24 protein-coding genes and 1 pseudogene are annotated in these 26,902 nt (G+C 67.7%); 18 read left to right on the forward strand and 7 right to left on the reverse strand.

Translation table 11 applies throughout. The annotated features are described in order from the left end of the window. Window positions 1-737 (reverse strand): annotated as a pseudogene (locus tag Sco07f_RS37645) (tyrosine-type recombinase/integrase); the annotation flags it as partial. A gap of 194 nt (window positions 738-931) precedes the next feature. Further along, the gene (locus tag Sco07f_RS41290; RefSeq protein WP_365890000.1) at window positions 932-1,108 is read right to left on the reverse strand and encodes a helix-turn-helix domain-containing protein; all 177 of its coding nucleotides are present in this window, start codon (window positions 1,106-1,108) and stop codon (window positions 932-934) included. Window positions 1,109-2,657: 1,549 nt separating this feature from the next. Here Sco07f_RS41290 and Sco07f_RS37655 point away from each other — a divergent pair. After that, window positions 2,658-3,305, forward strand: a complete 648-nt coding sequence (locus Sco07f_RS37655; protein ID WP_108990547.1) for a thioredoxin-like domain-containing protein — start codon at window positions 2,658-2,660, stop codon at window positions 3,303-3,305. A 124-nt stretch (window positions 3,306-3,429) separates the two neighbouring features. On the opposite strand, the gene Sco07f_RS37660 is transcribed toward Sco07f_RS37655, so the two are convergent. Then, window positions 3,430-4,272, reverse strand: a complete 843-nt coding sequence (locus Sco07f_RS37660) for a cation diffusion facilitator family transporter (RefSeq protein ID WP_244942240.1) — start codon at window positions 4,270-4,272, stop codon at window positions 3,430-3,432. 345 nt (window positions 4,273-4,617) lie between these two features. Between Sco07f_RS37660 and Sco07f_RS37665 the strand changes: the two genes are divergently transcribed. From Sco07f_RS37665 to Sco07f_RS40960, 8 genes are all read left to right on the forward strand, one after another. Further along, window positions 4,618-5,289, forward strand: a complete 672-nt coding sequence (locus Sco07f_RS37665; RefSeq protein WP_108990549.1) for a hypothetical protein — start codon at window positions 4,618-4,620, stop codon at window positions 5,287-5,289. A 157-nt stretch (window positions 5,290-5,446) separates the two neighbouring features. After that, window positions 5,447-5,974 carry a copper resistance CopC family protein gene (locus Sco07f_RS37670; protein ID WP_159107045.1) on the forward strand — a complete coding sequence of 176 codons (528 nt, stop codon included), beginning with the start codon at window positions 5,447-5,449 and terminating at the stop codon, window positions 5,972-5,974. Further along, window positions 5,964-8,057: a bifunctional copper resistance protein CopD/cytochrome c oxidase assembly protein gene (locus Sco07f_RS37675; RefSeq protein WP_108990551.1), complete on the forward strand. Its 2,094-nt coding sequence runs from the start codon at window positions 5,964-5,966 to the stop codon at window positions 8,055-8,057. Before Sco07f_RS37670 ends, Sco07f_RS37675 begins: the two co-directional genes overlap by 11 nt. After that, window positions 8,054-8,719 carry a DsbA family protein gene (locus Sco07f_RS37680; RefSeq protein WP_108990552.1) on the forward strand — a complete coding sequence of 222 codons (666 nt, stop codon included), beginning with the start codon at window positions 8,054-8,056 and terminating at the stop codon, window positions 8,717-8,719. The genes Sco07f_RS37675 and Sco07f_RS37680 overlap by 4 nt, the downstream gene beginning before the upstream one ends. 20 nt (window positions 8,720-8,739) lie before the next feature. Continuing rightward, window positions 8,740-9,264, forward strand: coding sequence for a carbonic anhydrase (locus Sco07f_RS37685; RefSeq protein ID WP_108990553.1), 525 nt, complete (start codon window positions 8,740-8,742; stop codon window positions 9,262-9,264). A 32-nt stretch (window positions 9,265-9,296) separates the two neighbouring features. Next, window positions 9,297-9,764, forward strand: coding sequence for a DUF3093 domain-containing protein (locus tag Sco07f_RS37690; protein WP_108990625.1), 468 nt, complete (start codon window positions 9,297-9,299; stop codon window positions 9,762-9,764). 201 nt (window positions 9,765-9,965) lie between these two features. Beyond that, window positions 9,966-10,532 (forward strand): hypothetical protein, encoded by a 567-nt coding sequence (locus tag Sco07f_RS37695; protein ID WP_159107046.1) that lies wholly within the window; start codon window positions 9,966-9,968, stop codon window positions 10,530-10,532. A gap of 9 nt (window positions 10,533-10,541) precedes the next feature. Then, complete coding sequence (locus Sco07f_RS40960) at window positions 10,542-10,949, forward strand: hypothetical protein (RefSeq protein WP_244942241.1); 408 nt, start codon at window positions 10,542-10,544, stop codon at window positions 10,947-10,949. 568 nt (window positions 10,950-11,517) lie between these two features. Here Sco07f_RS40960 and Sco07f_RS37705 read toward each other — a convergent pair. Continuing rightward, complete coding sequence (locus Sco07f_RS37705) at window positions 11,518-11,916, reverse strand: heavy metal-responsive transcriptional regulator (protein ID WP_108990555.1); 399 nt, start codon at window positions 11,914-11,916, stop codon at window positions 11,518-11,520. A 628-nt stretch (window positions 11,917-12,544) separates the two neighbouring features. After that, window positions 12,545-13,042 carry a hypothetical protein gene (locus tag Sco07f_RS37715; RefSeq protein WP_244942242.1) on the reverse strand — a complete coding sequence of 166 codons (498 nt, stop codon included), beginning with the start codon at window positions 13,040-13,042 and terminating at the stop codon, window positions 12,545-12,547. Between the two features lie 938 nt (window positions 13,043-13,980). On the opposite strand from Sco07f_RS37715, the gene Sco07f_RS37720 reads away from it, so the two are divergent. Continuing rightward, window positions 13,981-15,117, forward strand: coding sequence for a PLP-dependent cysteine synthase family protein (locus tag Sco07f_RS37720; RefSeq protein ID WP_174855477.1), 1,137 nt, complete (start codon window positions 13,981-13,983; stop codon window positions 15,115-15,117). Continuing rightward, window positions 15,114-16,361 carry an MFS transporter gene (locus Sco07f_RS37725; RefSeq protein WP_108990557.1) on the forward strand — a complete coding sequence of 416 codons (1,248 nt, stop codon included), beginning with the start codon at window positions 15,114-15,116 and terminating at the stop codon, window positions 16,359-16,361. The genes Sco07f_RS37720 and Sco07f_RS37725 overlap by 4 nt, the downstream gene beginning before the upstream one ends. A gap of 413 nt (window positions 16,362-16,774) precedes the next feature. Here the strand turns inward: Sco07f_RS37725 and Sco07f_RS37730 are convergent, their stop codons facing one another. After that, window positions 16,775-17,059 (reverse strand): hypothetical protein, encoded by a 285-nt coding sequence (locus Sco07f_RS37730; RefSeq protein WP_108990558.1) that lies wholly within the window; start codon window positions 17,057-17,059, stop codon window positions 16,775-16,777. 110 nt (window positions 17,060-17,169) lie between these two features. Between Sco07f_RS37730 and Sco07f_RS37735 the strand changes: the two genes are divergently transcribed. The 5 genes from Sco07f_RS37735 (at window position 17,170) to Sco07f_RS37755 (ending at window position 22,803) form a co-directional block, all read left to right on the forward strand. Beyond that, a complete protein-coding gene (locus tag Sco07f_RS37735; RefSeq protein WP_167468337.1) occupies window positions 17,170-18,765 on the forward strand; it encodes an MFS transporter in 1,596 nt (531 codons plus the stop codon). A gap of 116 nt (window positions 18,766-18,881) precedes the next feature. Continuing rightward, window positions 18,882-20,129, forward strand: coding sequence for a cytochrome P450 family protein (locus Sco07f_RS37740; protein WP_308408155.1), 1,248 nt, complete (start codon window positions 18,882-18,884; stop codon window positions 20,127-20,129). After that, the gene (locus Sco07f_RS37745) at window positions 20,126-20,647 is read left to right on the forward strand and encodes a pyridoxamine 5'-phosphate oxidase family protein (RefSeq protein WP_108990561.1); all 522 of its coding nucleotides are present in this window, start codon (window positions 20,126-20,128) and stop codon (window positions 20,645-20,647) included. The genes Sco07f_RS37740 and Sco07f_RS37745 overlap by 4 nt, the downstream gene beginning before the upstream one ends. Window positions 20,648-20,651: 4 nt before the next feature. Continuing rightward, window positions 20,652-22,394, forward strand: a complete 1,743-nt coding sequence (locus Sco07f_RS37750) for a fatty acyl-AMP ligase (protein ID WP_108990562.1) — start codon at window positions 20,652-20,654, stop codon at window positions 22,392-22,394. A gap of 124 nt (window positions 22,395-22,518) precedes the next feature. Then, window positions 22,519-22,803 (forward strand): metal-sensitive transcriptional regulator, encoded by a 285-nt coding sequence (locus tag Sco07f_RS37755; RefSeq protein ID WP_042799349.1) that lies wholly within the window; start codon window positions 22,519-22,521, stop codon window positions 22,801-22,803. Window positions 22,804-22,895: 92 nt separating this feature from the next. Here Sco07f_RS37755 and Sco07f_RS37760 read toward each other — a convergent pair whose 3' ends face one another. Continuing rightward, window positions 22,896-23,864: a DUF8832 domain-containing protein gene (locus tag Sco07f_RS37760; RefSeq protein WP_108990627.1), complete on the reverse strand. Its 969-nt coding sequence runs from the start codon at window positions 23,862-23,864 to the stop codon at window positions 22,896-22,898. Window positions 23,865-24,034: 170 nt separating this feature from the next. On the opposite strand from Sco07f_RS37760, the gene Sco07f_RS37765 reads away from it, so the two are divergent. Then, the gene (locus Sco07f_RS37765) at window positions 24,035-24,325 is read left to right on the forward strand and encodes a heavy-metal-associated domain-containing protein (protein WP_108990563.1); all 291 of its coding nucleotides are present in this window, start codon (window positions 24,035-24,037) and stop codon (window positions 24,323-24,325) included. A gap of 66 nt (window positions 24,326-24,391) precedes the next feature. Next, window positions 24,392-26,641 (forward strand): heavy metal translocating P-type ATPase, encoded by a 2,250-nt coding sequence (locus Sco07f_RS37770; protein WP_108990564.1) that lies wholly within the window; start codon window positions 24,392-24,394, stop codon window positions 26,639-26,641. Window positions 26,642-26,902: the final 261 nt, after the last annotated feature.

Here is a 26,902-nt window from a genome sequence, read left to right on the forward strand (position 1 = left end):
TACCACTCGATGGTCTGGCGCACCCGTGCGGGCAGGGGCACGTCGCGGTATTCTCCCGGCTTGCGGTGCTTGAGCCGCTCGTACTGGCAGGTGGTCCGGTTGACCTGCTCGGTGATGCGGTAGACGTCGTCGGCGACGATGTTGTTGACGTTGACCGCGAATGCTTCGCCGTTGCGCATGCCGCAGCCGCTCATCAGGTCGGCGACCAGCAGGAAGCTGTCGTCGCCGGCGGTGCGTATCTGCCCCAGCTGTTCGGGTGAGGGGATCACCACCCGCTTGGGGTCGTACTGCGGCGGCTTGATCCCGGCGACCGGGTTGTCGTCGAACAGGCCCAGCCGGTTCGCGTCCAGCAGGATCGCCTTCAGCTTGTCGAAGCAATTGGCCTGCGCGGCCAGGCCGACGCCGTTGCGTTCCAGGGCCTGGAGGAAGCCCTCGACGACCTTGTGGTCGAAGGTGTTCACCCGCCGGCTGCCCAGCAGCGGCAGCAAATGAATGTTCAACAGCGACTCCAGGTGCACCACCGACGCCGGGCCGAGATCCCGCTGGCCGGCCTTCCACTCGACGGCGTACTCCTTGAACCGCATCGCCCCGTACTTCGCGACCCGGTCCGCCTTCGCCTGCCCCCGCGGCGCAGACTTCCTCGCGTTGTAGACCTCCGTCAAACGCGCGATCGCCTTGTCCTGGGTCGCAAACCCGGACTCCTTCACCTGCTTCCCGGCCGCCGACCGATACCGCACCTTGTACGCGTGCGGACACTTCGACCACCGCGACCGCGGATGCTCACACTCCTTGAAAAACGAACCCATCCCACGAACCAACGAACCCGCCACACTGTCACATCCTGTACAGCTAGTAATTTCCACACGGTTCGGCGTATTTCGATCCGCGGCATTAGCGCCAGTATCGGGCTGACCGGGGATCGGAGTTCGCTTCAACAACCCAATATTCGTTGCTGCCTCACCCAGGCTTCGACCTCTGACACTTTGAATCGGATTTTGGCGTTCGCTCCCGCACCAAACTTGTACATCACCAATCCCGACCGGGCGGAATTTTTGTACAGCCAGGAGATGGACACGTTCAAATACTCGGCAGTTTCCTTGACATCCATAAAATGAACAGTCACCACCCGAAAATCTCCCTTTTAAAACTATGCTCCGTAGCCGCACCATGCTGCTTCGAAATGCCACGCTTGGGATCCGATGTCTGACTGGCCCCCAGGCGTTACAACCAATACTCCGCAAGGTCGCCGGTTTGCCCAACCGGCAATCGTCGGCTATGTTGCGCTCGCCATGAACGCCTCCAGTGGTCCTCGGCTAGCGGTTCGAACTCGCGAGGAAGCCCGTCAACCCGAGCCACGCACAGGAGTGGCGGGACTCAACTCGGCTGGAGATCGGGCTTGACGAGAGCCGCGGGGTTGGAGGGCGGCAACGACATCGACCCCGCCAAGAGATGTGGTCCGGGACTGCGCCTCGAAACGATCACACTGGTTCGCTTGGTTGCGGAGCCGGGTCCTGGTTGGCTCCGGTGCTTTCAAATGTTTGGTGCGTCTGGGTATGACCTACAACTTGGCTGCTCAGGAAGACGAGCCGTCGTCGGAGCGACCAACGCCGCCGATGTCTTCGACTGCCCGACTCTCCCTCGACACAGTCAAGGAGGGGCTGGTGTACGCCCACCGCATACCTCAAGGAATACTGAACCGGCCTCGGCGCTGGCCACCTTCAGAGCGTGGACATCAGACCGGGACTCGAGTCCGGCAACCCAGCACCGACGCTCCCGTCGGCTGGCTATTGACACCACGGGATGCGCCTCCCGGATGTGCGGCCGCCGCCGCAGTCCTGCGGTCCCGAACCACGGCCCGCAAGCAGCCGAGCTTCACCCACCACGGATGCAACCTGTGCGACCATCCGGCGCCCCAGGCCGCTTCCCAAGCGACGCTGTCGGCAAAGGCCCGCCACTCCCAGCAGCGCCGGGCCCTGCCGATTCAGATCTCGCTCCATGGCCGCAGCAGTTACAACAGCGCAGCGGAGCGCAAATGGGTCTCCGGTAAGATCCGTCCTCAGCCCGCCGGTGGTCCCATAGTTGGCTACGATCTGCTGCGATGGAACGTCCGCGGACAAGACGAGACGGCGTCGCCCGAAGGGCGATGCCGCTATTTGTACTGCGCTGTGCCGCTCTGCTCGCAGTCTTGGTCTGGGTCCTCCCGGTCTGCACGCACGCCTCGTTCGACTCCGCTGCGGCAACCAGAGCCTCGGCGGCGACCGCAGTAACGCCTGCCGCCGCCGCTACTGCTCCTCTCACCTTGCACACGTGCCCTGACATGCGACACGAGCCGGGTGACACGCACTGCCGTCCCGCCACCGGGGCTGCTTTGGCCACTCCTTCAGTCCCGGTGCCCTCCGCGGAGACTGCCGACGGGGCCGCCGTGTGGCGGCCTCACCGGCAGTCCGCCCCCGGCAACCCGGCCCGTCACCCCCGAGTGCCCGGCATACATCAACTCCAGGTCCAGCGGATCTAGAAGCGGCATGCTGTGCAGCCGCGCGTTCGCACGGCTGCGTTGCGCCGCCTTCTCCCGCCCGCGTGCCGCACCCGGGTAGGCAACCGACCGCCAGCCGTACCACCGCCGATGCCTTGACGCTCGGCGGGGACAAGGACCTGTCATGGGATCTTCCCGAGCAAAAGTTCAGCGTGCCGCCCGACGCGAGAAGATAGAGGAGATACGTCGCGTCCAAGCGGCGCGGGAGCGTCGCAACAAGATCATCGCCTGGACTGCCAGCCTGGTGATCGTCTCCGGTGCCGTCGCCGGCAGCTGGTACCTCATGGACCGGACTGCATCTCAAAACGAAGCGAAGAAGCAGGCGGCGGCTTCCCCGGTCAAGGGCGAGAAGTCCTTCGAGGACCTCGGCCGCAACCACGTCACCACCCCGGTCGACTACAAGATGTCCCCGGCGGCCGGCGGGGACCACAATCCCGCTTGGATGAACTGCAACGGTGACGTGTACGAGCAGGAGATTGACGAGACCAACGCTGTCCATTCCCTTGAGCACGGCGCGGTCTGGATCACCTATAGCGACAAGGCTGCGGGCAAGGACGTCAACGCTCTCAAGTCGAAGGTGCAGAAGACGCCTTACACGCTGATGAGCCCCTACGCCGACCAGTTGTCGGCGATCACCCTGTCCGCCTGGGGGAAGCAACTGAACGTGGATTCCGCGTCGGACGGGCGGATCGAGAAGTTCCTCGACAAGTACGTGCAGGGGCAGCAGACTCCCGAGCCGGGGGCCGCCTGCACGGGCGGTGTCTCCGCGTGAGCGAGAAGCGGAAGAGGCCACAACCAGCGAGGCGGGCAAACGCCGCGTCCCGCGCCTGATCGCAGGGGCCCAGCTCTGGGATTGGCACCAGGGCCGGGCCCCTGCCGGAGCTCTTCGGGACCGGCTACCAGCCGACGCGGTCGCAGCCGGCGTGTTCGGCGGGTTCCACCTGCAGGGTGGCGTGCGCGACGCCGTGCAGGTCGCGGAGCAGATCGCGGGCTTGGTCCAGTACCGCGTGGCCGTCGGCGGAGCCGGCCGTGACCAGATGTGCCGTGGCCACGTTCATACCGGAGGTGAGCGTCCACAGGTGCAGGTCGTGGACATCCTTGACGCCCTCGACCGCCGCCAGGTCGTCGGCGACCGCTGCCGGCTCCACACCCGCCGGCGCGTGCTGGCCGAGGACGGCGAAGACCTCTCGTCCCAGGGCAATGGCACGCAGCGCCACGAACACGCCGATCGCGAGGGCAACGAGGGTGTCCCACAACGGCTGGCCCGTGGCAGCCACCAGCGCGCCGGCCACGATCACGCCGACCGAACCTGCGGTGTCGGCGAGGACTTCGAGGTAGGCGCCCTTGACGTTGAGGCTCTCCGAGGCGCCGGACCGCAGCAGCAACAAGGCGACCATGTTCACGGCCAGACCGATCGCGCCCACGACGAGCATGGGGCCGGAGGAGATCTCGGCGTCACCGCCGATGCGGCCGACGGCTTCGGTGACGACGTAAACCGACACGCCGAGCATCAGCAGCACCGACAGCAGGGAGGCGAACACTTCCGCGCGGTAGGAGCCGTAGGTGCGGCGGCCGGTGGTGTCGGGCCGGGTGGCTATGCGGGTGGCGACCAGCGCCGCGCCGAGGGCGACTACGTCGGCGGCCATGTGGCCGGCGTCCGAGAGCAGGGCCAGTGAGCCGGACAGGAGTCCGTAGACCAGTTCGATGCCGAAGTAGGAGCCGACCAGGGCGAACGACATCCCGAGGCGCCAACGGTGCCGGCCTCCCGCGTGAGCGTCGACGTGACTGTGGCTGTGGCTGTGTCCACCCATGACTTCCCGTCCCTCCCCTGTTCCGGTGACCGTCGACGACAGCGAAGCACAGCGGGGATGAAAGGGGCAAAGGCTGCATCGGTGACCGTTGTCATCTCCGGTAACGAGCCTCTGACCTGGGTAAACGTCTCGACCGCGTACTGGGGCATAGAAGCACCACCCGGCGGCCTGCTGTGGAACGCCAAGTGGGTACGCTGCCCAAGCACACGATGACGCGACCTGTGCGCCACGCAGGTTCCGATCCCGCACCGGACCGACCGAAAGTTCGAGCTCATGCGACCGCACACGACAGGTACCGCCGCATCGCCGGCGGCCGGCGTACTGCGCGGTATCCGGGCCAGTGCGCTGGCGGTCCTGTGCGTGCTGTTGCCGCTGGCCGGACATGTGCTGTCCCAGGGGCACACCCCGCGGTGGCTCGTGGTCGCGGCGACAGCAGCCGTGGCGACACCCGGAGCAGTCGTCCTGACCCGCCGCCGGCTCACGGACACCGAGCTGCTCGCGGTGCTCGCGGCGGCACAGCTGGCCTACCACGTCGTCTACTCGCTGCCGGGCGCCTGCGCCGCGATGGCCGGGACAGACGGAGCACCCGGCGGTCTGCCGGGTCTGACCGAGCACGATGCCGTGGCCGGACCGCCCACCGGAGTGCTGCTCGCCGGGCATCTGGTGACGGTCCTGCTCGCCGCGCGGCTGCTCGGTGTGACCGAGCGCCTGCTGTGGCAGGGCAAGCCACTGCTGACGGCCGTACGCCGACTGTTGCTGTTCGTATGGCCTCTGCTGGGCCGCGCGCACGGTACGGGACCGGAGAGCGCCGTCCGCGAGACCGCGACGCCGCTGAGGTCCGTGCTGCTGGTGCGGCTGCACGATGGTCGGGCGCCGCCGCAGCCCGCGCGTGTCACCACCGCCCTTTTCCGGCCCCTGCCGACCGGCGGTCCCTGCCCAGCCTGACGACGGGCACACGGAAGGGACTTCTTCGGCGCGCCGGTCCCTTCCGTCCCGGCGCCCTGCCGGGGGACACAGAGAGTCCCGCATCATGCACGTCGCACCCCGGCGTGCCGCCCGCTCGGCGGCACGCACACTCGTCGTACCCGCTGCCCTGACAGTCTTGGCCGCGACCGCACCGCAGGCCGCCGCCCACACCGACCTGGAGTCCAGCAGCCCCGGCGCCAACGCGACACTGGCCGGGCTGCCGCCGCGCGTCACCCTGACCTTCAGTGACCCGATGACCGAGAAGTACGCCAAGGTCGCTGTGACCACGGCGGACGGCACATCGGCCGCCCAGGGCGAGCCGCAGGTCTCGGGGCAGCAGGTCACACTCGCCTTGAACAGCACCGCGCCGTCCGGCCGCTACACCGTGGGATACCGCGTGGTGTCCGCAGACGGACATCCTGTATCCGGCTCGTACACGTTCACGGTGAAGGGCAGGACGGCGGCGGCACGTTCTGCCAGCCCGCAGGTGCCGGCCCCTGCCCCGGCCCCCGAGTCCCCGAAGGCTGCTGCCGCGAACGAATCCGACGGTGGGGGTTCCGGTGCGACCGTGCTCTTGGTCGGCGGAACCGGCGCCTTGGTCGTGGCGGTCGGCGCCGCGAGCGTGTTCGCGACGCGACGCAGGCGGTCCCGCCGTGGCGACTGACACCCGGATCGCCCCGGCCGGGCGGCGGCTGCCCATGATCTTGGCAGCGTCGACCGGTGCCTGCCTCGCCGTCGCACTCGCCGCCGTGTGGGCAGGCGGCGGCACTGCGGCCGACGTCCCCGGCATCGAGGACGCCGGGGCACTGACGACCTGGGGTCTGCCGACCGCACGGGCCGTCTCCGACGCGGCGGCGGTCGCCACGGTCGGCGCCCTGCTCCTCGTCGTGGTCCTGCTCCCGGGCGGCAGAGCACTCAGCGCCGTACAGCTGCGCTACCTGCTCTGGGCGGCGTGCGCCGCAGCGGTATGGACGGCGGCGTCGGCGGTGACGCTGGTGTTCACCCTGTCCGATCTGTTCGCCCAGCCCGTCGGCACGGTTGTCTCGCCCGCGATCGTGGCGGACTTCGTCAGCACCGACGCCCAGGGCCGGGCGTACGCGCTGTCGGCCGCCGCGGCGGGGACGATCGCCACGATGTGCGTCGGCGTCGGCACCGCCCGCTGGGCCCGCCTGGCACTCCTGCTCGCCGTCGCCGGCCTGCTGCCGCCCGCGTTCACGGGCCACTCCTCGGCGGCCGGGAACCACGACGCGGCCGTCACCAGCCTGGCATTGCACCTCGTCGGCGTGGCCGTGTGGGTGGGCGGACTGGTGTTCGTCCTGGTCGCCGCGACCCGCCGTGAGGACAGGGCGGCGGACGCCGCCCGGCGCTTCAGTCCGCTCGCGGGCTGGTCGCTGCTGGCGGTCGCCGCGAGCGGAATCGTCAACGCAGCGGTGCGGCTGCCGTCCCTCACGGACGTGTTCAGCAGCAGGTACGGGGCGATGATCCTGGTGAAGACCGTGGCTCTCGCCGGCCTGGGCGGTATCGGTCTGTGGCACCGCCGACGCACCCTGCCCGCTCTGCAGAACGGCCGGAGAAGGGCGTTCGTGCGGCTCGCGGCCGGCGAGCTGCTGCTCATGGCCGCGGCCATGGGGCTCGCCGTGGGCCTGTCGCGCACGCCGGCACCCGGCGCCGACGGCGCCTCCCTGTCTTCCAGCGAGGAGTTGCTCGGCTTCCCGATGCCGCCGCCCCTGGGCGACTTCCCCTGGACGCCGCTGTTCACCCAGTGGCACTTCGATCCGCTGTTCGCCTTCGGTACCGCCGCCGCCGCACTGCTGTACCTGGCAGGGGTGCGCAAGCTGCGGGCCCGCGGCGACAGCTGGCCGGTGGGGCGCACCGTCGCATGGCTGTTGGGTCTCGCGGTGGCCGTCATCGCCACGATGAGCGGGCTGGGCGTCTACGGCAAGGTGCTGTTCAGCGTCCACATGGGCCAGCACATGATCCTCGCGATGACCGTGCCCCTGCTGCTCGTCCTCGGGGCGCCGGCAACCCTGGCCCTGCGTGCGCTGCCGGCCGTGCCGAAGGGCGAGCCGGACGGTCCGCGGGAGATGCTGCTCAAGCTGCTGCACAGCCGCTACGTGAAGGTGGTCTCCCACCCGGTGGTGGCGAGCGTGCTGTTCATCTTCAGCGCCTTCGCCGTCTACTACACCTCGCTGTTCGAGACCCTGATGCGCAGTCACCTCGGTCACATGTTCATGCTGGTGCACTTCCTGGCCGTGGGTTTGCTGTTCTTCTGGGTGATCATCGGCATCGACCCGGGCCCACGTCGCCCGCCCTACCTGGGCAAACTGTTCGTGATCGTCCTGACGATGCCGTTCCACTCCTGGTTCAGCATCTCGCTGATGAGTTCCACCGCGCTGATCGGCGAAGGCTGGTGGTCCATGCTCGATCGGCCCTGGGTCGAGTACCCCATGGACGACCAGTACAACGCCGGCGCGATCGCCTGGGCCACCGGCGACATCCCGGTACTGATCACCACCATCGTGCTGGCCGTCCAATGGATCCGGTCCGACGGCCGCGAGGCCCGGCGCGTCGACCGGCAGATCGACCGCGGCGGCGCCGGCGACCCACTCGCCGCCTACAACGCCTACCTGGCCGGGCTACGGGCCCGCGACCACCGCCCAGCACCCGCCGTGCCCACGCCGCACGGTGCCCATCCGCCAACGACGACAACCGGCCCGGCCGACAACGCTCCCCGTGAGGAATCATGACCAGACTCAAGAAGCACCTGATCGTCGCCGCGGTGATCGTGGCCGGATTCGCAGCAGCCCTCGGCTCCTACCTGCTACTCGCCCCCGAGGACAGGAACAGCGGCGGCCTGGACGTGCCTGCCGCCCAGGCCATGCCCGTACGGGACAACAGCCATCGCCTCACCCAACCGGCGAAGAGCGAACTGACCGTCGTGGAATTTCTCGACTTCGAGTGCGAGGCATGCGGGGCCGCCTACCCGATGGTGGAGAAACTCCGCGAGGAGTACGGCGACCGGGTCACCTTCATCGCCCGCTACTTCCCCATGCCCGGTCACCGCAACGGCGAACTCGCGGCTCGGACCGCTGAAGCCGCCGCCCAGCAGGGAAAGTTCGAGCAGATGTACACCAAGTTGTTCACCACCCAGAAGCAGTGGGGCGAATCGCAGGAGTGGAAGCAGGACGTCTTCCGCGGCTACGCCAAGGAACTCGGCTTGGACATGGCCCGGTTCGACGCGGCCCTCGCCGACCCGGAAGTCGCCGGACGCGTCGAAACGGACCAGCGTGACGGACTGGGGCTGGGTGTCCGGGGCACGCCCACCTTCTTCGTCGACGGCCAGATGATCGACACACCGCGGTCCTACGAGCAGTTCAAGGCCCTCATCGACGACCGGCTCTCCGGCTGACCGGGCACGGAGGACCAGCCATGCAGTACCTCATCGACCAAGCCCGCGTCTTCCGGGCCCGCGCGACGGCGCACGGCATCGACCTCGGGCTCCACCGCCAGGAACACCGCCCACGTGCGATGTTCGTCTCCTGTTCCGACGCCCGGATCGTCCCCGCCCTGATCACCGACAGCCGGCCCGGTGACCTGTTCGAGCTGCGGACCTACGGCGGGCGCATCCCACCGTTCGAAGCCGAGGAGCCAACCGGCGAATCCCTCACCATCGAACACGCCGTCCTCGATCTGGAAGTCACCGACATCGTCGTGTGCGGCCACTCCCACTGCAACGTCGTCCAGGACGCGGTGGCCGGGAACCCGGGCCCCGCCGGGCCCGCGGCGGCCGGGCAGTGGCACACCCTGACACAACTCGACCACCTCGCCGCCTACCCCTGCGTCGCTCCCCGGCTCGCCGACCGTTCCCTGCGGCTGCACGCCTGGTTCTACGAGGCCGACACCGGCGCCGTACACCAGTACGCGCCCCGGGCCAGCGCCTTCCTCCCCCTGTGAACCAGCCCACCAACCGATCCGTATACGACAAGGTGACCGCAGTGACCACCACGCCCAAGGCACCCGCCTACGACGAACGCCTCACAGCTCCCAGGCTCTGGTGGGGTATCGCCTTCCTCTTCGGCCTCTCCATGGCAGCGATCTTCCTTCCCTTCGGCATCATCCCCGCCCTGACCGCCCTCGTCGCCGGTACCGGTTTGGTCGGCTTCTACGTCAGCAGCCAGGGATCCATGCGCATCCGAGTCGTGGCCGGCCTGCTCGTCGCCGGGGAGGCCCGCATTCCGCTCTCGGCCCTCGGCGAACCTGAGGTCCTCGCCGGGGAGGAAGCACGCGCCTGGCGCACCTACAAGGCCAACATGCGGGCGTTCATGGTGATGCGGAGCTACATCGTCACCGCTGTGCGCGTCGAGGTCGTCGATCCGGACGATCCGACCCCGTACGTCTATCTCTCCACCCGCAGCCCGGACGAACTCGCGGAGGCGATCCGCAGCTCACGGTGACAGGCAGACAGCAAGGCTAGGAAGAGGCGGGTGATCGTGGCGGCTGACCGTGGAGCGCAGGCTGATGACCAGCGCGACAGGAGCGCGCGTCGCGGGCATGCCACAGCATGCGTCCGTGCCGGGCTGTTCGCCCTAGTTGGCACGGTGCTCGCTGCCCTGGGCCATCACGCTGTCGCCGAAGGGCCCTTCCCCTGGCGTCTGGTGAGCGCGTTCACGCTGGTCCAGTTCGGCCTCATCTGGCCGGCCGCCCGCCGTCGGCTCCCCTTGAGCATGATCCTGGCGTGCACGCTCGCCGCCCAGGGCTCGCTGCATCTCGCTCTTACGTGGGCGGGTGCCGCGACTGCAGCCCACACCGGCCTTGAGGCACGCCGGTCGACCGGTGTGGTCCACCCCGCCACCCGTGACGGTCATGCCTGGCATCACGCGTCGGCAGCGATGACGGCGGCTCACGTGACAGCCGCGCTGCTGGCCGGCTGGTTGCTGCACCGGGCGGATGTCACGGTCTCAGGGGCTCTGGCCGCTGCTCGGACCGTGCGCCGCGTCACCACCATCGTCGTGGGCTGGCTCGTCCCTTGGCGCCGCATCACTGCGGTCACGGCGCCATCCGTCGCGCACCCGGTCAGCCGCTTCGTGCTGCCTGCAGCGCCCAACTCCCGCCTTTTGCATCACGTGCTGGTGCGCAGAGGACCGCCGGGACACGTCTCGCCCCCAGCGAATGTCCTCTCACTGGGCTGCGGCCACGGGCTGCAGCCCGGCATCATCAGCTAGGAGTCCTGCATGTCCCATTACCGGACTGTCCGCACGGTCCGCCGGGCGGCGCTCGTCGGTACGATCGCCATGGCCGCCCTGCTCACGCTGGCCGGACCCGCCGCCGCCCATGCCGAAGTCGAGGCCGACAAGCCGCAGGCACTGGCAGAGAACGTCACCCTCAGCTTTGTGTCCGAGGCCGAGTCCGGCACGGCCGGATTCACCGAACTCCGCGTCGTCCTGCCCAAGGGAATCGTGCCCGGTGACGTGACACTCGGCACGGCACCCAAGGGCTGGAAGCTCAAGCCCACCAGTGACGGCTACACCGTCGGGGGCCCCGCGCTCAAAGCCGGCGTCGACGCCGAGCACGAGGTCAAGGCCCGGCAGCTCCCGGACGCCAAGGAGCTCGCCTTCAAGACGGTGGAGACGCGACGGTGAGATCTCCCGCTGGGGAGAACTGCCCAAGGACGGCCAGGAGCCGGAACAACCTGCACCGCTCCTCACACTGAAGCCCGCAGCACCGAACGCGAGTCCGATCGCACCTGGTCCCTCCGCAACTCCGACCCCCAGCCCCACCCCGTCTGCCATCACCACACCGTCTGCCGACGCCTCCCCGCAGACTGCGGAGGAAGCCGCCGAGGAGGAAGACGACTCGTCCACTGGTTGGATCATCGGCGGCGTGATCGCAGCCGTGCTAGTGCTCGGGGGCGGAACGACGTGGCTGGTCAACCGTCGCGCCTCATCGACGGGCGGCTGACACGTCCCGATATGCGGGCCATCGGCTGCTTGACGGCCATTCAGTTGCCCCGTCTCTCAGCGAGGCGGGGCAGCACCGCATGGGGGCCAACTCAGCACTACGCGTCCAGATGCGGTCGAGGCACGGGTACGAACACTGGCCTTCCCAGGAGAGCAGGCAGCACTTCACTTGGGGCTGGGAGGCGGATTGCCTTCCGGGGCGTGCCGAGAACGTCTCAGGAGGCTGGACAGCAATGAGGTCGGGCGCCTTTCACATGCGCTTGAGGATGGTGCAGATGTCGGCCTGGCCGCAATCGGCTGGATCGGTGGTGGTCGCGCGGTCGGCGAGAGCGCGCAAGGCTTCCCGGGTGGCGCTGAGTTCGGCCATCCGCTTGTCAATGTCGTCCAGGTGCTCGTGGATCAGGCTGGAGACATGCGTGCATGGGGCGTGGCCGTCGTCGCGGATCGCGAGGATCGAGCGGATCTCGGCGAGCGTGAGGCCGGCGCGCTGGGCGTCACGGACGAAGGCGAGCCGGGTGACGCTGCGGTCAGGGTAATCGCGGTATCCGCCTCGGGTGCGCGGTGGCGCGGGCAGCAGGCCGCTGTCCTCGTAGAAGCGGATAGTCTTGGTCGTGAGCCCGGTGCGGGCGGCAAGGTCGCCGATACGCATACCTCCAGGCTAGCCCTTGACCTTCCAGCGCGCTGGAAGGTCTAGCGTCGGTCAATAGGAAGCAGCCTTTGAAGGGAGGATCTCGTGCGGATCACGGTCTTGACAGTGGCAGACTGCCCGAACGCGCAGCCCGCGCTGGAACGAATAACTGCCGTCCTGGACGGACTGGACACCGAGCTGGAGCTGGTTGAGGTCGCTAGCGAGACCGAGGCTGCTCGGCGGGGTATGTACGGGTCGCCAACGATCCTGATCGATGGCAACGACCCCTTCGCACAGCCGGGAGCGGGTCCGAGCCTGTCCTGCCGCCTCTACCACAAATCCGACGGCACCCTGTCCGGCGTGCCGGACGAGAACGCCCTGCGCCGAGCCCTGGCCGGGGCGAGGGCACCAGGGCCGGATGGCGGGACGTCGGACACCGGCAGGCCCCAACCGCTGGGTGCTTAGCACGTGGCGGGCCGGGCCGGTAGCGGGCGTCGCGCACCTGACGAGCGCGGCCTGCCGGTGGACCTGCAGAACCTCGGTCACTTCACCACGACCGAGGCCAACCTCGGTGCGGAGACGCTTCAGACATCCGCGGGCGGAAACAGGGGGAACAGGTTGGGGGCTGAGTTGGCTGCAAGGGATCTTCTCACCGACCGGGCTGCCGGTACGACGCACTGAGGGAGGAACCGAATGACTGTAGCCGCTGGACGTCGCCACCGATCCTCTTGTGTAGCGCCGCCAGCGTCTTTGGTTCAGCGCTGACGACCCAGCGAGAGCCAACGAGGTATGTGCCGCCGTACACCCTCGCGGTTTCCAGCCAAGTCCGCTTGTACTTCTCCTCCGGGAAGGTGGTGATGAGGTACTCGCCCTGCTCCGTGTGGCAGATCCCCTCACGCAGCTCCGTCGCCTCGACGCGGATGTTGGGCTCGCAGCCCGTCAGATTGGCGATGACCTCGACCTTGGCTGGGGCCATGGCCGCCGCGGCCGGGACCGACGTCTGCGATGGCCTGCCCGCGCCTTCGACCCGGCCGCAGGCTGCGGCCAGGGGGACGAGGGCCAAGGCCCCGGCCATAACGACGGCGGGCACTGCGAAGGTCGTGGGCACAGCAGGGCTGGTGCGTACTCGAAGCTGTGGCAGGAGCATGCGCATTCTCCGTCTCGGCTACGGTCGCCGGTACCAGCAGGACCGGTGTCCATTTGAGGTACGGGCGGACAGTGGTTGCCGTTCACTGCGGCGTCCCGTTCCGAAACCGCAGCATGAATGCCGCCTCGCTCGTGGACGCATGGGAAGAGGGGCGGCGCGCGGAGTGTTCACCCCGGCCAGTCGGCCGTCCTGGTCGCGGTGAGGCGCCCCACGTCACCCGATCTGCTGATCCTTCGTATCCGCCTGAGAGCCGGCCCAGGGCGCTTTCGTCAGCTCCTGAGGCTTGTAGCCGCGGGTTTCCGCCGACGTCAGCCCGCCGACGTCCGATGAAGGGCTCCCCCGGATGGCCATCCACTCACAAGAACTTTACGCGTCCATCCGCTTACTGTGCGTCCATGTCGATCAGTCAGCCGCCACGCGGCAGACGCTCCTCGGTGTGGACCGGGGCAGTGCTGCTGGTACTGCTGGCTGCACTGATGCATGTGCTGGGCTGCGCTCACGGGCCGGTCCCGACGTCTGCTCCGCGCGTCGACGCCGTCCCTGTCGTCTCAGCCGGCTGCGCGCATGATAGCGGGCAGCCGCAAGGCTCCGTCGGAGTGCAGGCTCCTGCCGCCCCTGACGGCACCGGGCACTGCGTGGGGCCGGACGAACCGACAGTCCAGCCACCGCGCGACATCGAACGCCCCTCGCAGGCGGATGTGATGAACCAGGCCGCGCGCACCACGGTTCCGGCACGGCCCGCACCGCGATGCGTTCGAGTGAGCACCTCGCACAGCGGCACTCTCAGCACGGCGCAGACACGAGCAAGTCTGGGCGTCTGGCGGTCCTGACCGGCGAGCCGAACCTGCCTCATCCTGGCAGGCGCGGCAGCCGGACCAAGTCCGTCCGTTCCCCCAGCACCCGGTCGGTCCTCGCGTGGCCGCCCGCAGGAGAAGCACGTGAACCACTGCACGCATCCCCCCGCGTTCACCAGCCCGGCGCAACTGCTCACCGGCACCAAGCATCCGCAGATCACCCCCGGTGGCCTCGTCGGCGACACCCCCGTTTTGTGGATCGGGGAGCCCTTCACCACCGCAGGACGAGGCTTTTGGGCCAAACTCGAAGGCCACAATCCCGGAGGCATCAAGGACCGCACCGCCCTGTACATGGTCCGCACCGCCCGGGAACGCGGACGGCTGCGCCCCGGCGCCCGCATCATCGAATCCACGTCGGGCACGCTCGGCCTCGGCCTGGCGCTCGCCGGTGCCACGTACGGCCATCCGGTTACTGTCGTCACCGATCCGGGCATGGAGCCCCTGATGACCGGTCTGCTCACGGCGTATGGAGCCGAGGTGGACCTGGTCACCGCGCCACACCCGGAGGGCGGCTGGCAGCAGGCCCGACGCGACCGAGTGGAACTATTGCTCACCGCTGACCCCGATGCCTGGTGTCCCGACCAGTACCACAATCCCGACAACGTGGCTGCCTATGCCCCGATGGCTCACGAACTAGTCGCCCAGCTAGGCCGCATCGACACGCTCGTCGTCTCCGTGGGCACCGGCGGACACTCCGCTGGCATCGGGTCCGTCCTTCGCGGCTTTTTCCCCCAGCTGAGGGTTGTCGGGGTCGACACCACCGGCTCCACGATCTTCGGTCAACCGGCCGCGTCACGACTCATGCGCGGTCTGGGCAGCAGCATCTACCCGAGCAACGTCGCCTACGAGCTCTTCGACGAGGTCCACTGGGTTGCCGCCGCCGAGGCCGTCTGGGCCGCTCGGCGCCTTGCCCGCCACCACTACGCCACCGGGGGCTGGAGCGTCGGCGCCACAGCCCTCGTCTCACGCTGGCTCGCCCGCACGCTTCCCGCCGAAGAACGGGTCGTCACCGTCTTCCCTGACGGCCCGCAACGCTACGTCGGCACCGTCTTCAACGACGCCTACGCACGCGAGAACGGCCTGCTGGGGCAGATCCCCGCAGACGAGCCGGACGAGATCGACGAACCCACCGCGCGCGTTGTCACCCGCTGGACGCGCTGCACACGCGTCCTCGACCCCGTCGCCGGTGCCCGTCTCGAAATGGCGGAGGCCGTCCAGTGAGGAACCTGTGGCAGCAGACGCGTTCCTTCCCACCTGCCGCGCGTCTCCTGATGGCCAACCAGTTCGCCATCAACCTCGCCTTCTACATGCTCATGCCCTACCTCGCAGCACACCTCGCAGGGGAACTCGGCCTCGCCGCCTGGGCGATCGGCCTCGTCCTGGGCGTGCGCAACTTCTCCCAGCAAGGCATGTTCCTCATCGGGGGCACCCTCGCAGACCGCCTCGGCTACAAGGCGCCGATCATGGCGGGCTGCCTCTTGCGCACAGCCGGCTTCGGTCTGCTTGGGTGGGTCGACAACCTGCCCGCCCTGATCGCCGCCTCGGCGGCCACCGGCTTCGCCGGCGCTCTGTTCAACCCGGCGGTCCGCGCTTACCTCGCTGCCGAAGCTGGCGATCGGCGCGTGGAAGCCTTCGCCACCTTCAACGTCTACTACCAGGCCGGCATGCTTCTCGGCCCCCTGGTCGGTCTCGCCCTCCTGGCCGCCAACTTCCGGCTCGTCTGTACCGTCGCCGCCGCCATCTTCGCCGTCCTGACTCTGCTGCAATGGCGAGCCCTGCCTGCGCGCCAGGGAACTGCTTCGGGCGGCCAGGACAGCGTGCTGACCCAGTGGCGCACGGTTGCCGCCAACCGCCCCTTCCTCCTCTTCGCGGTAGCCATGATCGGCTCGTATGTCCTGACCTTCCAGGTGTACCTGGCCCTTCCTCTGGCCGCCTCGGATGCACTGGGCACCAATGCCAAGGCAGTCACCAGTGGCCTCTTCGTCGTCTCTGCCGCCGTCGCCGTCATGGGCCAACTGCGACTCACGGACTGGGCCAAACGTAAGTGGAGCGCGCACGAGGCACTGGTACGCGGACTGGCGATTATGGGCCTGGCCTTCCTGCCCCTGGCCGTCGTCCCAGGAGGCGCGCCGGTGGGCATCGGGGCAGCCCTGGTAACGACGGTAGCGTTACTCGCTGTTGGCAGCGCAATGGTGTACCCCTTCGAAATGGACACCGTCGTGACCCTGTCCGGCAATCACCTGGTCGCCACCCACTACGGCCTTTACAACACCGTCTCCGGTCTGGGCATCACCCTCGGCAACCTCGCCACAGGGGCGCTCTGGGACTTCGCGAAGGAGCATGGCGCCCTCTGGCTGACCTGGATGGCCCTGGCTGCCACGGGACTCGCGTGCGCCGCGTCCATCGCTGCCCTGGCCCGCACCGGACAACTGTCCGCCCGACGACAACAGCCCGCCACCGCCTGAAGACCAGCACGAGGCTCGGGCGCTCAAGCACCCGAGCCGAACGCCAAGAGGGGCGTCGACATCTCGGCCCAGCCGCGAACCCAACCGGCCTGGTCACCCATGTCGTCGTGATCACTGCAGCCACCGAGCACCTGCCCGCCGGTCTGGTCCCGGGATGACGGTTTCGACGCCTTCCTGGTCATCGCCCGATACCTGGGACCTGCCCCTGGATCGGCACCCTAGCCAGTGGGTGCCGTCTCATCGTACGGCTGCGGCTGCACGGGTACCCCTGTGACCCATCGGCTTCGAAGAGAGCACCATGTCGCATAGATCGCTTTGGGAGAGGCCGTTCGAGGAGATCTGCAGCAGGTCACGGACGCTGTTGGACGGATGACGCCCCAGGGCTACTGCGTGAAACCCTGCGGATAGCCGCATCAGGAAGCAGTGGTGGCGCTCAAACCAGACGGGGCGTCGGTGTCGTCGGGTCCGTCGACATCAGGCGGAATGGTGGACATCGCACTGAACCACAGCCCCTTCTCGACCAGGCCACGGCGACGCTGGAGAGCGGCCTTGCCGCCGGTGACGATCCTATGGCCGCCGTGCGCTGCGCCCGGACGGTGCACGCCCTGGAGGGCGAATTCTGGATCTGCCTCGCCCAGGACCTCAATTTCGGCTGAGGTCGGCCACCTTGACGGCCGGGCGGTTCGCTTGACAGGCATACCCCCCACTCCTATGTTCGCTACACCTACCCCCTAGGGGTATGCCCCCGGTGAACCGGCACCCGGACACACCTGTGTGTCATCGGGCGTCGACAATGAGAGGAGTGCCGATGTCCTCGGCAGCAAGCCCACCGCAGACACGCGCCGGGCGTAAGGAATGGACAGCGCTGGGCCTGTTAGTCCTGCCGGCCCTGCTTCTGTTCATGATGCTGACCATCCTCTTCCTGGCCAGCCCCTACCTCGCCGCAGACCTGGAGCCCACCGGCACCGAGATTCTGTGGATCCTGGACATCTATGGATTCCTCATGGCGAGCCTGCTCGTCCTGATGGGAACCGTGGCCGACCGCTACGGACACCGAAACCTACTGGTGACCGGTGCGGCTCTCTTCGGCATCTTCTCCGTAGTGGCCGCCATGACGGACTCGCCGGTGATGATGATCGTCTGGCGTGCCGTCCTCGGCATCGCGGCCGCCATGCAGATGCCCGCGACGCTCGGCCTCATCTTCTCGATGTTCCAGGACGCCAAGCAGCGCGGTGTCGCGATCGGCATCTGGGCGGCCGCGATCTCGGGCGGTGTCGCGCTTGGTCCGCTGCTCGCCGGACTGCTCCTGGAGGCCTTCTCGTGGCGGGCGACGTTCCTGGTCGCAGTCCCGGTCATGGCCGTCGTGGTGATCGGTGGGCTCCTGCTGCTGCCTGGCCATCAGGCGTCCCAGAGCACCAAGCTGGACCTGTTCAGCGCGCTGCTCCTGGTCCTCACGCTGCTGCCGTTCATCTACGGGATCAAGTCGTTCGCCACCGAGGACGAGACGGCGCGATCGATCGCCGCGGTGGTGGTTGGCCTCGCCTTCGGAGTCTGGTTCGTCCTCCGGCAACTACGCTCCTCTGCCCCTCTGCTGGACGTGCGGCTCTTCGTCAACCGCACCGTCGGCGGGGCTCTCGGTGTCTTCATCCTGGCTGCGACCGGCCTCGGCGGCGTCTACCTGATGTTCACGCAGTTCCTCCAGCAAGTGAAGGACCTGTCGCCGATCGAGACCGGGTTCGCCATTCTGCCTGCGGCCATCGTGCTGATCGTCGTCGCCACTCTCTCGCCCGTGATCGCGCGCCGGATCCGTCCGGGGTACGTCATCGCCACCGGCCTGGCCGTGCAAGTGGTCGGCTACCTGCTGTTCACGCAGATCGAGAGCACGACCGGGTTGCCGCTCGTCATCGCGGGATTCGTCGTCCTCTACCCGGCGGTGTCCCCGTCCATGGCGCTCACCACCGACTTGGTGGTGGGCTCGGTCCCGCCCGAGAAGGCCGGTGCTGCGGGTGGACTGGCCTCGACCGTCAACGACCTGGGCATCTCGCTGGGCGTCGCGATCGTCGGTACCATCGGCACGGCCGCGTACAGCAGCGGCCTCGAGAACAAGTTGCCCGATGGCCTGCCCGCGGAGGCGAAGGACGCCGCGGACGAGAGCCTCGCCGGCGCGGTGGCCGCCGCGCAGAACCTTCCCGATCACCTCGCCGATCCGCTGCTGCGCGTGGCTAAGGACGCCTTCGCGCACGGACTCAACGTCGGGTCGGGTATCGCCGCGGCCATCGCGGCGGTCGGTGCGATCATCGCCGCCGTCACGCTACGCCACGTTCCACCCACCGGCTCCGCAGCACCAGCGGAGCAGAGCGATGAGCCGGACCCGGTCCAGGTCACAGAGTTCGGCTCGAAGTAGCTACACCTTGCAGAGCAGGAAGCGGCGGCTGGGCAACTCCCGAGTTGCACCGGCCGTCGCCTTCAACGTTCCCCTCGCACCCGGCTCGGCACATGGCTCTCATCAGGAGGCGCACAGTGATCGATTTCAGCACGGCAACCACTGAGGTGATCAAGAGCGAAGGCGGCACCTGCATGTACGCACAGGTGGAACGGCTGCGAGCGTTGGGGCCGGCCGTTCCGGTAGAGCTTCCCGAAGGTGTCGGCGCCTGGTCGGTGTCACGGGGTGACGTGGTCAGGCGGCTGTTGACACACCCCGGCGTCTCCCGGAATCTCAAGGAGACGGTACCGAGCTATGTCCCCGGATCCGTGCCCTGGCTGGCCCCTTGGGTCGACGTGGACTTCATGGCCACCACGGACGGCAGTGCTCATGCACGTCTACGGAAACTGATCACCCCTGCGTTCACTCCCCGCCGTGTGGAGAGGCTCCGTGCTCAGGTCGAGGCGACCGTCACCGAGCTCCTCGACAGGCTCAGGGCCCGCACCGGTGACGAACCCGTCGACCTGCACCGAGAGTTCTCCTACGAGGTTCCGACGCGCGTGATCTGCGACCTCTTCGGCGTACCGGACGACCAACGGCCCGAGGTGCTGCGCGCCTTCCGTGTCGTCGCCACCACCGATGTGCCCGAAGAAAAGTCCGTCGCCGTCTACCAAGACCTCGAAGCGGCGATGCGCCTGCTGATCGCCACCAAGCAGACAACGCCAGGCGACGACCTCACCAGCTTTCTCATAACGACGCGCTCTTCTGGCGAGTCCCCTCTGACCAGCCATGAGTTGATATCGACGCTGCTGCTGATGATCGGCGGAGGAAGCCAGACAACCATCAACCTCATCGATCACACGATCCGCGAACTCCTCACCCGCCCGGACCAACTAGCCCGCCTCCGCAACGACCCCGCGCGCTGGGACGACGCGATCGAGGAGTCGCTGCGCGTGCACTGCCCGGTCATGCACCTGCCGATGCGCTGGGCGACGGAGGACATCGACCTCGGCGAGGGCGTAGTGATCCGCGCCGGCGACGCAATCCTGATTTGCTACGGCGCCCACGGCCGGGACCCGGGAGTACACGAGAACCCCGAGACCTACGACATAGACCGCGAGGACAAGGACCACCTGGCATTCGGGCTCGGTCCCCACTTCTGCCCGGGATCCCACCTCGCCCGACTCGAGGCCACCGTGGCGCTCCCCGCCTTGTTCGACGCCTTTCCTCGACTCGCCCTGGCCGTCGCGCCGGAGGACATCGAGCCTGGCCAGACCTTCATCGGCAATGACATCACCGCTCTGCCCGTCCTCCTGCGCCACGACATCGAGGACTCTGTACGGTGACGGCCGACGATCTACTCAAACGCTCCCGGCAGCTCTTGGACACGGCCCGCTACCTGAACCTGGCCACCGCGTCCGAGCAGGGCGATCCCTGGGTCGCCACCCTTGAGTACGCCTGGTTCGCGGCCCCATTGCGGTTCGTCTTCGGCTCGGCGACCGGGTCCCGACACAGCCGCCACGTGCAGGCCCGGCCACAGGTGAGCGGCTCGCTTTTCACTGCTGGCCGTCACGAATCGGTCGCAGACCTCACCTCGGTCGACGGCGCCCAGTTCACCGGCCGCTGCACCGAGGTTCCCCCCAATCGACTCGACACGTATTACACGGAGTTCTACGCGACAGTGTTCCCGAACCCGCACCAGCGGGCGGAGTGGCAACTGCCCCCCTCGCTGCTGCGGCACCCCGCACCGCACCGCCTCTACCTGGTGGAGGTCGACCGCTGGTGGCTGATCGACACCCGCACATGGGCCGAGGACCGCATCGACCGCCGCATCGAAGTGCCGGCGGCGCACCTGGAAAGGTAGAGGTTTGACCACTTCACACGCACAGGGCGCCACCACCTTCGCGGAGGCCTTACAGGAACGGGCGAGCAAATCCCCCGACGCCGTCGCCTTCCGTTTTGTCGCAGACGACGAGTCGGCTGAGATCATCACCTACGCCGAACTTGACGCACGGGCGCGGGCGGTGGCCGCTGGACTCATCGAGAGGGCCGATACCCGGCGCGTTCCGGTCCTGCTGCTCTTCGTGCCCGGCCTCGACTACCTGTCGGGGCTGTTCGGCTGCTTTTATGCAGGCGTCCCGGCAGTCCCGGCCTTCCCACCCGACCCGGGTCGCCTGTCGCGCACGCTGCCGCGGCTCCAGGCCATCGTCGATGACGCCGGCTCCGACGTCGTACTCACCACGTCAGACATCAAGCCGCTGATCCAACAGAGTCTTCATTCTTCGTCCGGGCGCGCTCCTCACCTGCTGGCCGTTGACCTGCTTCCGAGCGAGGACGGCGGACTCGTGCCTCGCTGCGACCACAGGACTCCTGCCCTGCTGCAGTACACCTCAGGTTCGACCTCACTCCCGCGCGGCGTCGTGCTGAGCCATGAACATCTGATGAGCAACTGCCATGACATCGTCCGCGGATTCGGCATTCACCGTGGCAGTTCGGGGGGCCTGTGGCTGCCGCCGTACCACGACATGGGACTGATTGGCGGCATCCTCACGCCGTTGTTCTCCGGCATCCCGGCGACACTCATGTCACCGATGACGTTTCTCCGCCGACCTTTGTCCTGGCTGCGTATGGTTTCGCGATACGGATCGACGATCACCGGCGGCCCGAACTTCGCGTACGAGCTATGTCTGCGGCGTGCGACGGAGGAGGAGATCGAGGGCCTCGATCTGTCCGGCATCGAACTCACCTTCACCGGTGCCGAGCCCGTGCGGGCCGAGACCATGGCACGCTTCGCCGAGCGTTTCGCTCCGACGGGATTGCGGGCCAAGTCGTTCTATCCGTGCTACGGACTCGCCGAAGCCACACTGTTCGTGACCGGCGGCACCCCACTCGACGGTTGGAGCTCGAAGCGGATCGCGAGCGAGCCCCTCGGCACCGAGGGAGTAGCCCGCCCGGCCTCTCCCGCCGAACCGTCGAAGACCCTTGTGAGCTGCGGCAGACCGGGCCCCGACACCCGGCTGCTGATCGTCGACCCTGACACCCGGGAACCCTTGATGAGTGGAAGAGTCGGGGAGATCTGGGTCGACTCCCCCAGCGTCGCCGAGGGCTATTGGCAGCGGCCCGAGGAGTCCGCCGCGACCTTCGGTGAGAAGACCGCGAGCGGGAGCGGCCCCTACCTCCGCACGGGCGACCTCGGATTCCTCATGGACGACGAGCTGTTCGTCGCGGGCCGTATCAAGGATCTGATCGTCATCAACGGCCGCAACTACCACCCCATGGACATCGAGCAGGTCTGCGAAGAGTCGGTCGCGGGAATCCGCCGGAACTGCGGCGCTGCGTTCTCCGTCGAGGACGGTACGGGCACGGACACCGAACGACTCGTTCTCGTCTACGAAACTGATCCCCGCGACGACAGGCCGTACGAGGAGATCATCGAGGGTATCCGTCGCACGGTCTCCCTCCACTTCAGCATCCCCCCGCACGCGGTCCTCCTGATTCCTCCGCGTGCGATCCACAAGACGTCGAGCGGCAAGGTCCAACGCTGGCTGACTCGACGGTCCTACCTAGCAAGGGAATTTGACGAGCTTGCCCGATGGGAGGCTGCCGGCTAGCGGGACACGAGGCGACTCGGATTCCGCCCGCTCGGCGACCCGGCCACATACCGTGTGCGGGTATCTTTCATAGGGAGGTCGACGCTGCGCTTGGCACCGACCCGGGGAGGAAGGAATTGGAGCCATGCCTGGCGAGAAGAAACAGCACAAAGAAGACGTACTGATGCGACTCCGTCGCATCGAGGGCCAGGTACGAGGCCTGCAGCGGCTGGTTGAGCAGGACACCTACTGCATCGACGTCCTCACACAGGTGTCGGCCACGACCCGCGCCCTACAGTCGTTCGCCCTGCAATTGCTCGACGAGCACATGGCCACCTGTGTGAGCGACGCCGTGGCTGAGGGCGGCGAGGAAAGGGAGAAGAAGCTCCGGGAAGCGTCCAACGCCATCGCCCGCCTGGTGCGTTCGTGAGTTGTGCTACCCCGCCTGCCGGCGGGACGGGGTAGCACGCGGTCTGTCCGACACGTCAGCGCCAGAAAGACTCAACCCGGTTGGCGCCACCTTCAGTGCTGATGCTCCTCGGACTCCTCGGCGGTGTCGCTCCCGGCAGGAGCGTTGGACGCCTCTCCGGCGTCGACCGTGAAGCTCGCGGTGTGCACCTTCCCCTCGTGCTTGAAGTCGAGGAAGAGCCGGTACGAACCAGCACTGGGTGCCGTTGCGGTGAACGAAACTGTGGGTCCGGGCTTGGTCTTGCCGTCACCCGGGGCTCCGTTGGGATGGACATGCAGGTAAGCGAGATCCCCTGAGCGCAGTGCCACCAAGTGTCCGTACGCCTCGAGGTATGGCTGAAGGTCGGTGACAGGGCGCCCGTCCTTGGCGACCGTCAGGTCAAGCCGGCCGCTCACGCCCGGGCGCAGCCCACCTTCCAGCGCGACCTTGTAGCCATCGACCTCCGCGACATTCGAGACGGAGGGCGTCGGCGCGGGGCGGTACATGCCGGAGACAGCGAGGTCCGCACCGAGGGTGAGGTCCGCAGCACCCTTCGCGGCGGGTGTGAAGTCGGCGAAGAGCCGATAGTCGCCGGCTGCGGGAAGTTCGGCGTCGACGCTCCAGGTGCCCTCGGAGGTGCGGATCGGGTGGAGGTGCCGGTAGGTCGCCAGATCTCGAGATGCAAGGATCAGGTGCAGTTCCTTGCCGTGCTCGCGCCGATAGTCGGTGACCTTGCGGCCAGCACTGTCGCGCACGGCGAAGCGGATTTCAGACTCCTTGGCCACAGGGACACTGCGGGTCTCGAGGTCAAGGCTGTAGCCCCCCTCCGAGATCTGCAGGCCACCGGGGGGAGCGCTGCCGTTCTCCTCTGCCCTCTTGTCGGCTTCTCGCTCTCCCGCGCCCCCGGCCCGGTCGTGCCCCGCGTGGGCGGCTGACTCGGCGGTGGTCCTGATCGGGTCGGCTGCTCCTCCCACACCGTATGCGGTTCCGAAGGCTGTGGCGAGCACGGCGGCGAACGCGGTGATCCGCAAAGGGGTGTTCATCAGGGCCTCCTCAGGCGCCGTTTGTTGTGCGACACGGAAATCGAGCATATACCCCCTCCGGGTATGTGCAAGAGATGCACAACCCTTGCCACAGATACCAACTGGGGGTATACATGCAAGGCACCCATACCCCCACGGGGTATCCCAGATCATCCTTCCCTGGAGGAACCATGTCCGACTGCTGCACGCCTGACGGCAGCTGCTCCACCGGTGCGGCGAAGGGCACGACGACCGCGACGGAAGACGGGATCGCGACGGTCTACACGGTGACAGGCATGACGTGTGACCACTGCAAGTCGTCAGTCACCGAGGCCGTCAGTGGGATCGGCGGCGTGCTGAGCGTCGATGTCGACGTCAAGACCGGCCGGGTCTCCGTCACCACCGCGGAGGAACCTGACGACACCGCGTTCGCGAAGGCGGTCGACGAGGCGGGCTACGAGCTCACCGGCCGCGCTGTCTAGCCCTCACCATGCCGCTGGGCCCGTCAATCCCCCGGACGGGCCCAGCTCCCTCCCTGAGGAGCAGTGATGACCAACCTCACCGACGTCGGCGAGGTCGAACTCGCCATCGGCGGCATGACCTGCGCCTCGTGCGCAGCCCGGATCGAGAAGAAGCTCAACCGCATGGACGGTGTCGAGGCGACCGTCAACTACGCGACGGAGAAGGCCAAGGTGACCTACAGCGGCAGCATCGCTGTCAGCGATCTGATTGCCACGGTGGAGGCAACCGGTTACACCGCCCAGGAGCCGACGCCCGTCGCCGCGGACAGCACCTCAGAGTCCGGAACCGTTGAAGAACCCGACCCACACCGGTCGTTGCGCCAGCGCCTTGTGACCACTGTGGTCCTCGCCGTACCGGTGATCGCGATGGCCATGGTGCCGGCATTCCAGTTCGAGTACTGGCAATGGCTCTCCCTGACCCTGACCGCACCCGTGGTCACCTACGCGGCCTGGCCCTTCCACAAGGCCGCGTGGACCAACGCCAGGCATGGCGCCGCGACGATGGACACACTCATCTCGGTCGGAACGTCCGCGGCATTCCTGTGGTCCCTGTGGGCATTGTTCTTCGGCACCGCGGGCACCCCAGGAATGACACACCCCTTCGAGCTGACCATCGGCCGGAGTGACGGTGCCGGGAACATCTACCTGGAAGCAGCGGCCGGTGTCACCGCCTTCATCCTGGCGGGCCGCTATTTCGAAGCTCGCTCCAAGCGGATGGCCGGCGCCGCGCTCAAGGCCCTTCTGGAACTCGGAGCCAAGGAAGTCACGGTCGTACGCAACGGCGTCGAATCCACAGTGCCGATTGGGGATTTGCGCACTGGTGACCGCTTCCTCGTGCGTCCGGGCGAGAAGATCGCCACGGACGGCACGGTGGTCGAGGGATCGTCCGCCGTCGACGCCTCCATGCTGACCGGAGAGTCTGTCCCGGTGGAAGTCGTCGTCGGCGACAGCGTCGCTGGCGCCACGTTGAACACCAGCGGCCGGCTCGTCGTCGAGGCCACCCGGGTCGGCGCGGACACCCAACTGGCCAGAATGGCACAGCTCGTCGAGGAGGCGCAGAACGGCAAAGCGGCCGCTCAGCGCTTGGCCGACCGCATCTCGGCCGTCTTCGTTCCAGTCGTGATCACCCTCGCGACCGGCACGTTCGGCTTCTGGCTCGGCAACGACGCAGGCCTGTCGGCGGCGTTCACCGCCGGGGTCGCCGTACTCATCATCGCCTGCCCCTGCGCCCTGGGTCTGGCCACCCCTACGGCTCTGATGGTCGGCACTGGCCGCGGCGCCCAGGTGGGAATTCTCATCAAGGGCCCAGAGGTCCTGGAGACGGCCCGTAAGGTCGACACGGTCGTCCTCGACAAGACTGGCACGGTCACAACCGGACAGATGACGCTGGTCGCCGTACGGACCGGAGTGGACGAGAACGAGGCCGACGCTCTGCGTCTCGCGGGCGCACTGGAGAACGCCTCAGAGCATCCGATCGCCCGCGCCGTGGCGGAAGGCGCGGCGCGGAAGGTCGGCACGCTCCCCGTTCCCGAGGACTTCACCAACGTGGCGGGACTCGGGGTCCAAGGCATCGTCGAGGGACATGCGGTGCTCGTGGGCCGCGGGCGGCTTCTGGACGAGTGGGAGATCCGTCTGCCGGTCGAGCTGGAGCGAGCCAAGGAAGCGGCGGAGGCCGCCGGTCGGACTGCGATCCTGGTGGCGTGGGACGGGGCGGCGCGAGCCGTGCTGGAAGTGGCCGACGCCATCAAGGAGACCAGTCCCGAAGCCGTCCGCCGCCTGCGCGTGCTCGGTCTCACCCCGATCCTGCTCACCGGGGACAATAGGACAGTGGCCGACACCGTCGCGGCGGAGGTCGGGATCACCGAGGTGATCGCCGAGGTGATGCCCGAGGACAAGGCGGACGTGGTCAAGCGGCTGCAAAGCGAGGGCCGCAGTGTCGCCATGGTCGGCGACGGCATCAACGACGCGGCCGCGCTCGCGCAAGCCGACCTGGGCCTGGCCATGGGAACCGGAACGGACGCGGCCATCGAGGCCAGCGATCTCACGCTCGTACGCGGTGACCTGCGCACGGCGGCGGATGCCATCCGGCTCTCCCGCAAGACCCTCGGGACCATCCACTCGAACCTCTTCTGGGCCTTCCTGTACAACGTGACGGCCCTACCTTTGGCTGCGGCGGGCCTGCTCAATCCCATGATCGCCGGAGCCGCGATGGCCTTCTCGTCGGTATCGGTGGTCGGCAACTCGCTCCGCCTGCGCCGTTTTTCCGCCCAGTCCTAAGGGGGTCGGACGCAGATCGTGCGCATCGCCGATGTCTTCCGCCACCGTGAGACGGTGGCGGAATCTGCGCCCAACTTGATCTGCAACGGCCGGTGTCGTGCCTCGAAGTTGATCACTCGGTTTGTATAACCGCCGTACGCCAAGGCGGCCTTCGTCTGAACATGTGCTCCGACCAAGGAACACACATCTTCAGCACGAAGGCCGTGAGGATGAGTCCGTCGCATCGCGATGCCCGACAAAAGGCATTGGCTGAACTTTCAT

The sequence above is a fragment of the Streptomyces coelicoflavus genome (assembly GCF_003112555.1).
Taxonomy (GTDB): Bacteria; Actinomycetota; Actinomycetes; order Streptomycetales; family Streptomycetaceae; genus Streptomyces; species Streptomyces coelicoflavus.

Excerpts from the sequence above, each read along its gene's own strand:
- Sco07f_RS41290 (WP_365890000.1), bottom strand. The coding sequence starts at position 1,108 with ATGGATGTCAAGGAAACTGCCGAGTATTTGAACGTGTCCATCTCCTGG.
- Sco07f_RS37655 (WP_108990547.1), top strand. The coding sequence starts at position 2,658 with ATGGGATCTTCCCGAGCAAAAGTTCAGCGTGCCGCCCGACGCGAGAAG.
- Sco07f_RS37660 (WP_244942240.1), bottom strand. The coding sequence starts at position 4,272 with ATGTCGTTCGCCCTGGTCGGCTCCTACTTCGGCATCGAACTGGTCTAC.
- Sco07f_RS37665 (WP_108990549.1), top strand. The coding sequence starts at position 4,618 with ATGCGACCGCACACGACAGGTACCGCCGCATCGCCGGCGGCCGGCGTA.
- Sco07f_RS37680 (WP_108990552.1), top strand. The coding sequence starts at position 8,054 with ATGACCAGACTCAAGAAGCACCTGATCGTCGCCGCGGTGATCGTGGCC.
- Sco07f_RS37685 (WP_108990553.1), top strand. The coding sequence starts at position 8,740 with ATGCAGTACCTCATCGACCAAGCCCGCGTCTTCCGGGCCCGCGCGACG.
- Sco07f_RS40960 (WP_244942241.1), top strand. The coding sequence starts at position 10,542 with ATGTCCCATTACCGGACTGTCCGCACGGTCCGCCGGGCGGCGCTCGTC.
- Sco07f_RS37705 (WP_108990555.1), bottom strand. The coding sequence starts at position 11,916 with ATGCGTATCGGCGACCTTGCCGCCCGCACCGGGCTCACGACCAAGACT.
- Sco07f_RS37715 (WP_244942242.1), bottom strand. The coding sequence starts at position 13,042 with ATGCTCCTGCCACAGCTTCGAGTACGCACCAGCCCTGCTGTGCCCACG.
- Sco07f_RS37730 (WP_108990558.1), bottom strand. The coding sequence starts at position 17,059 with ATGCCTGTCAAGCGAACCGCCCGGCCGTCAAGGTGGCCGACCTCAGCC.
- Sco07f_RS37735 (WP_167468337.1), top strand. The coding sequence starts at position 17,170 with ATGTCCTCGGCAGCAAGCCCACCGCAGACACGCGCCGGGCGTAAGGAA.
- Sco07f_RS37755 (WP_042799349.1), top strand. The coding sequence starts at position 22,519 with ATGCCTGGCGAGAAGAAACAGCACAAAGAAGACGTACTGATGCGACTC.
- Sco07f_RS37760 (WP_108990627.1), bottom strand. The coding sequence starts at position 23,864 with ATGAACACCCCTTTGCGGATCACCGCGTTCGCCGCCGTGCTCGCCACA.
- Sco07f_RS37765 (WP_108990563.1), top strand. The coding sequence starts at position 24,035 with ATGTCCGACTGCTGCACGCCTGACGGCAGCTGCTCCACCGGTGCGGCG.
- Sco07f_RS37770 (WP_108990564.1), top strand. The coding sequence starts at position 24,392 with ATGACCAACCTCACCGACGTCGGCGAGGTCGAACTCGCCATCGGCGGC.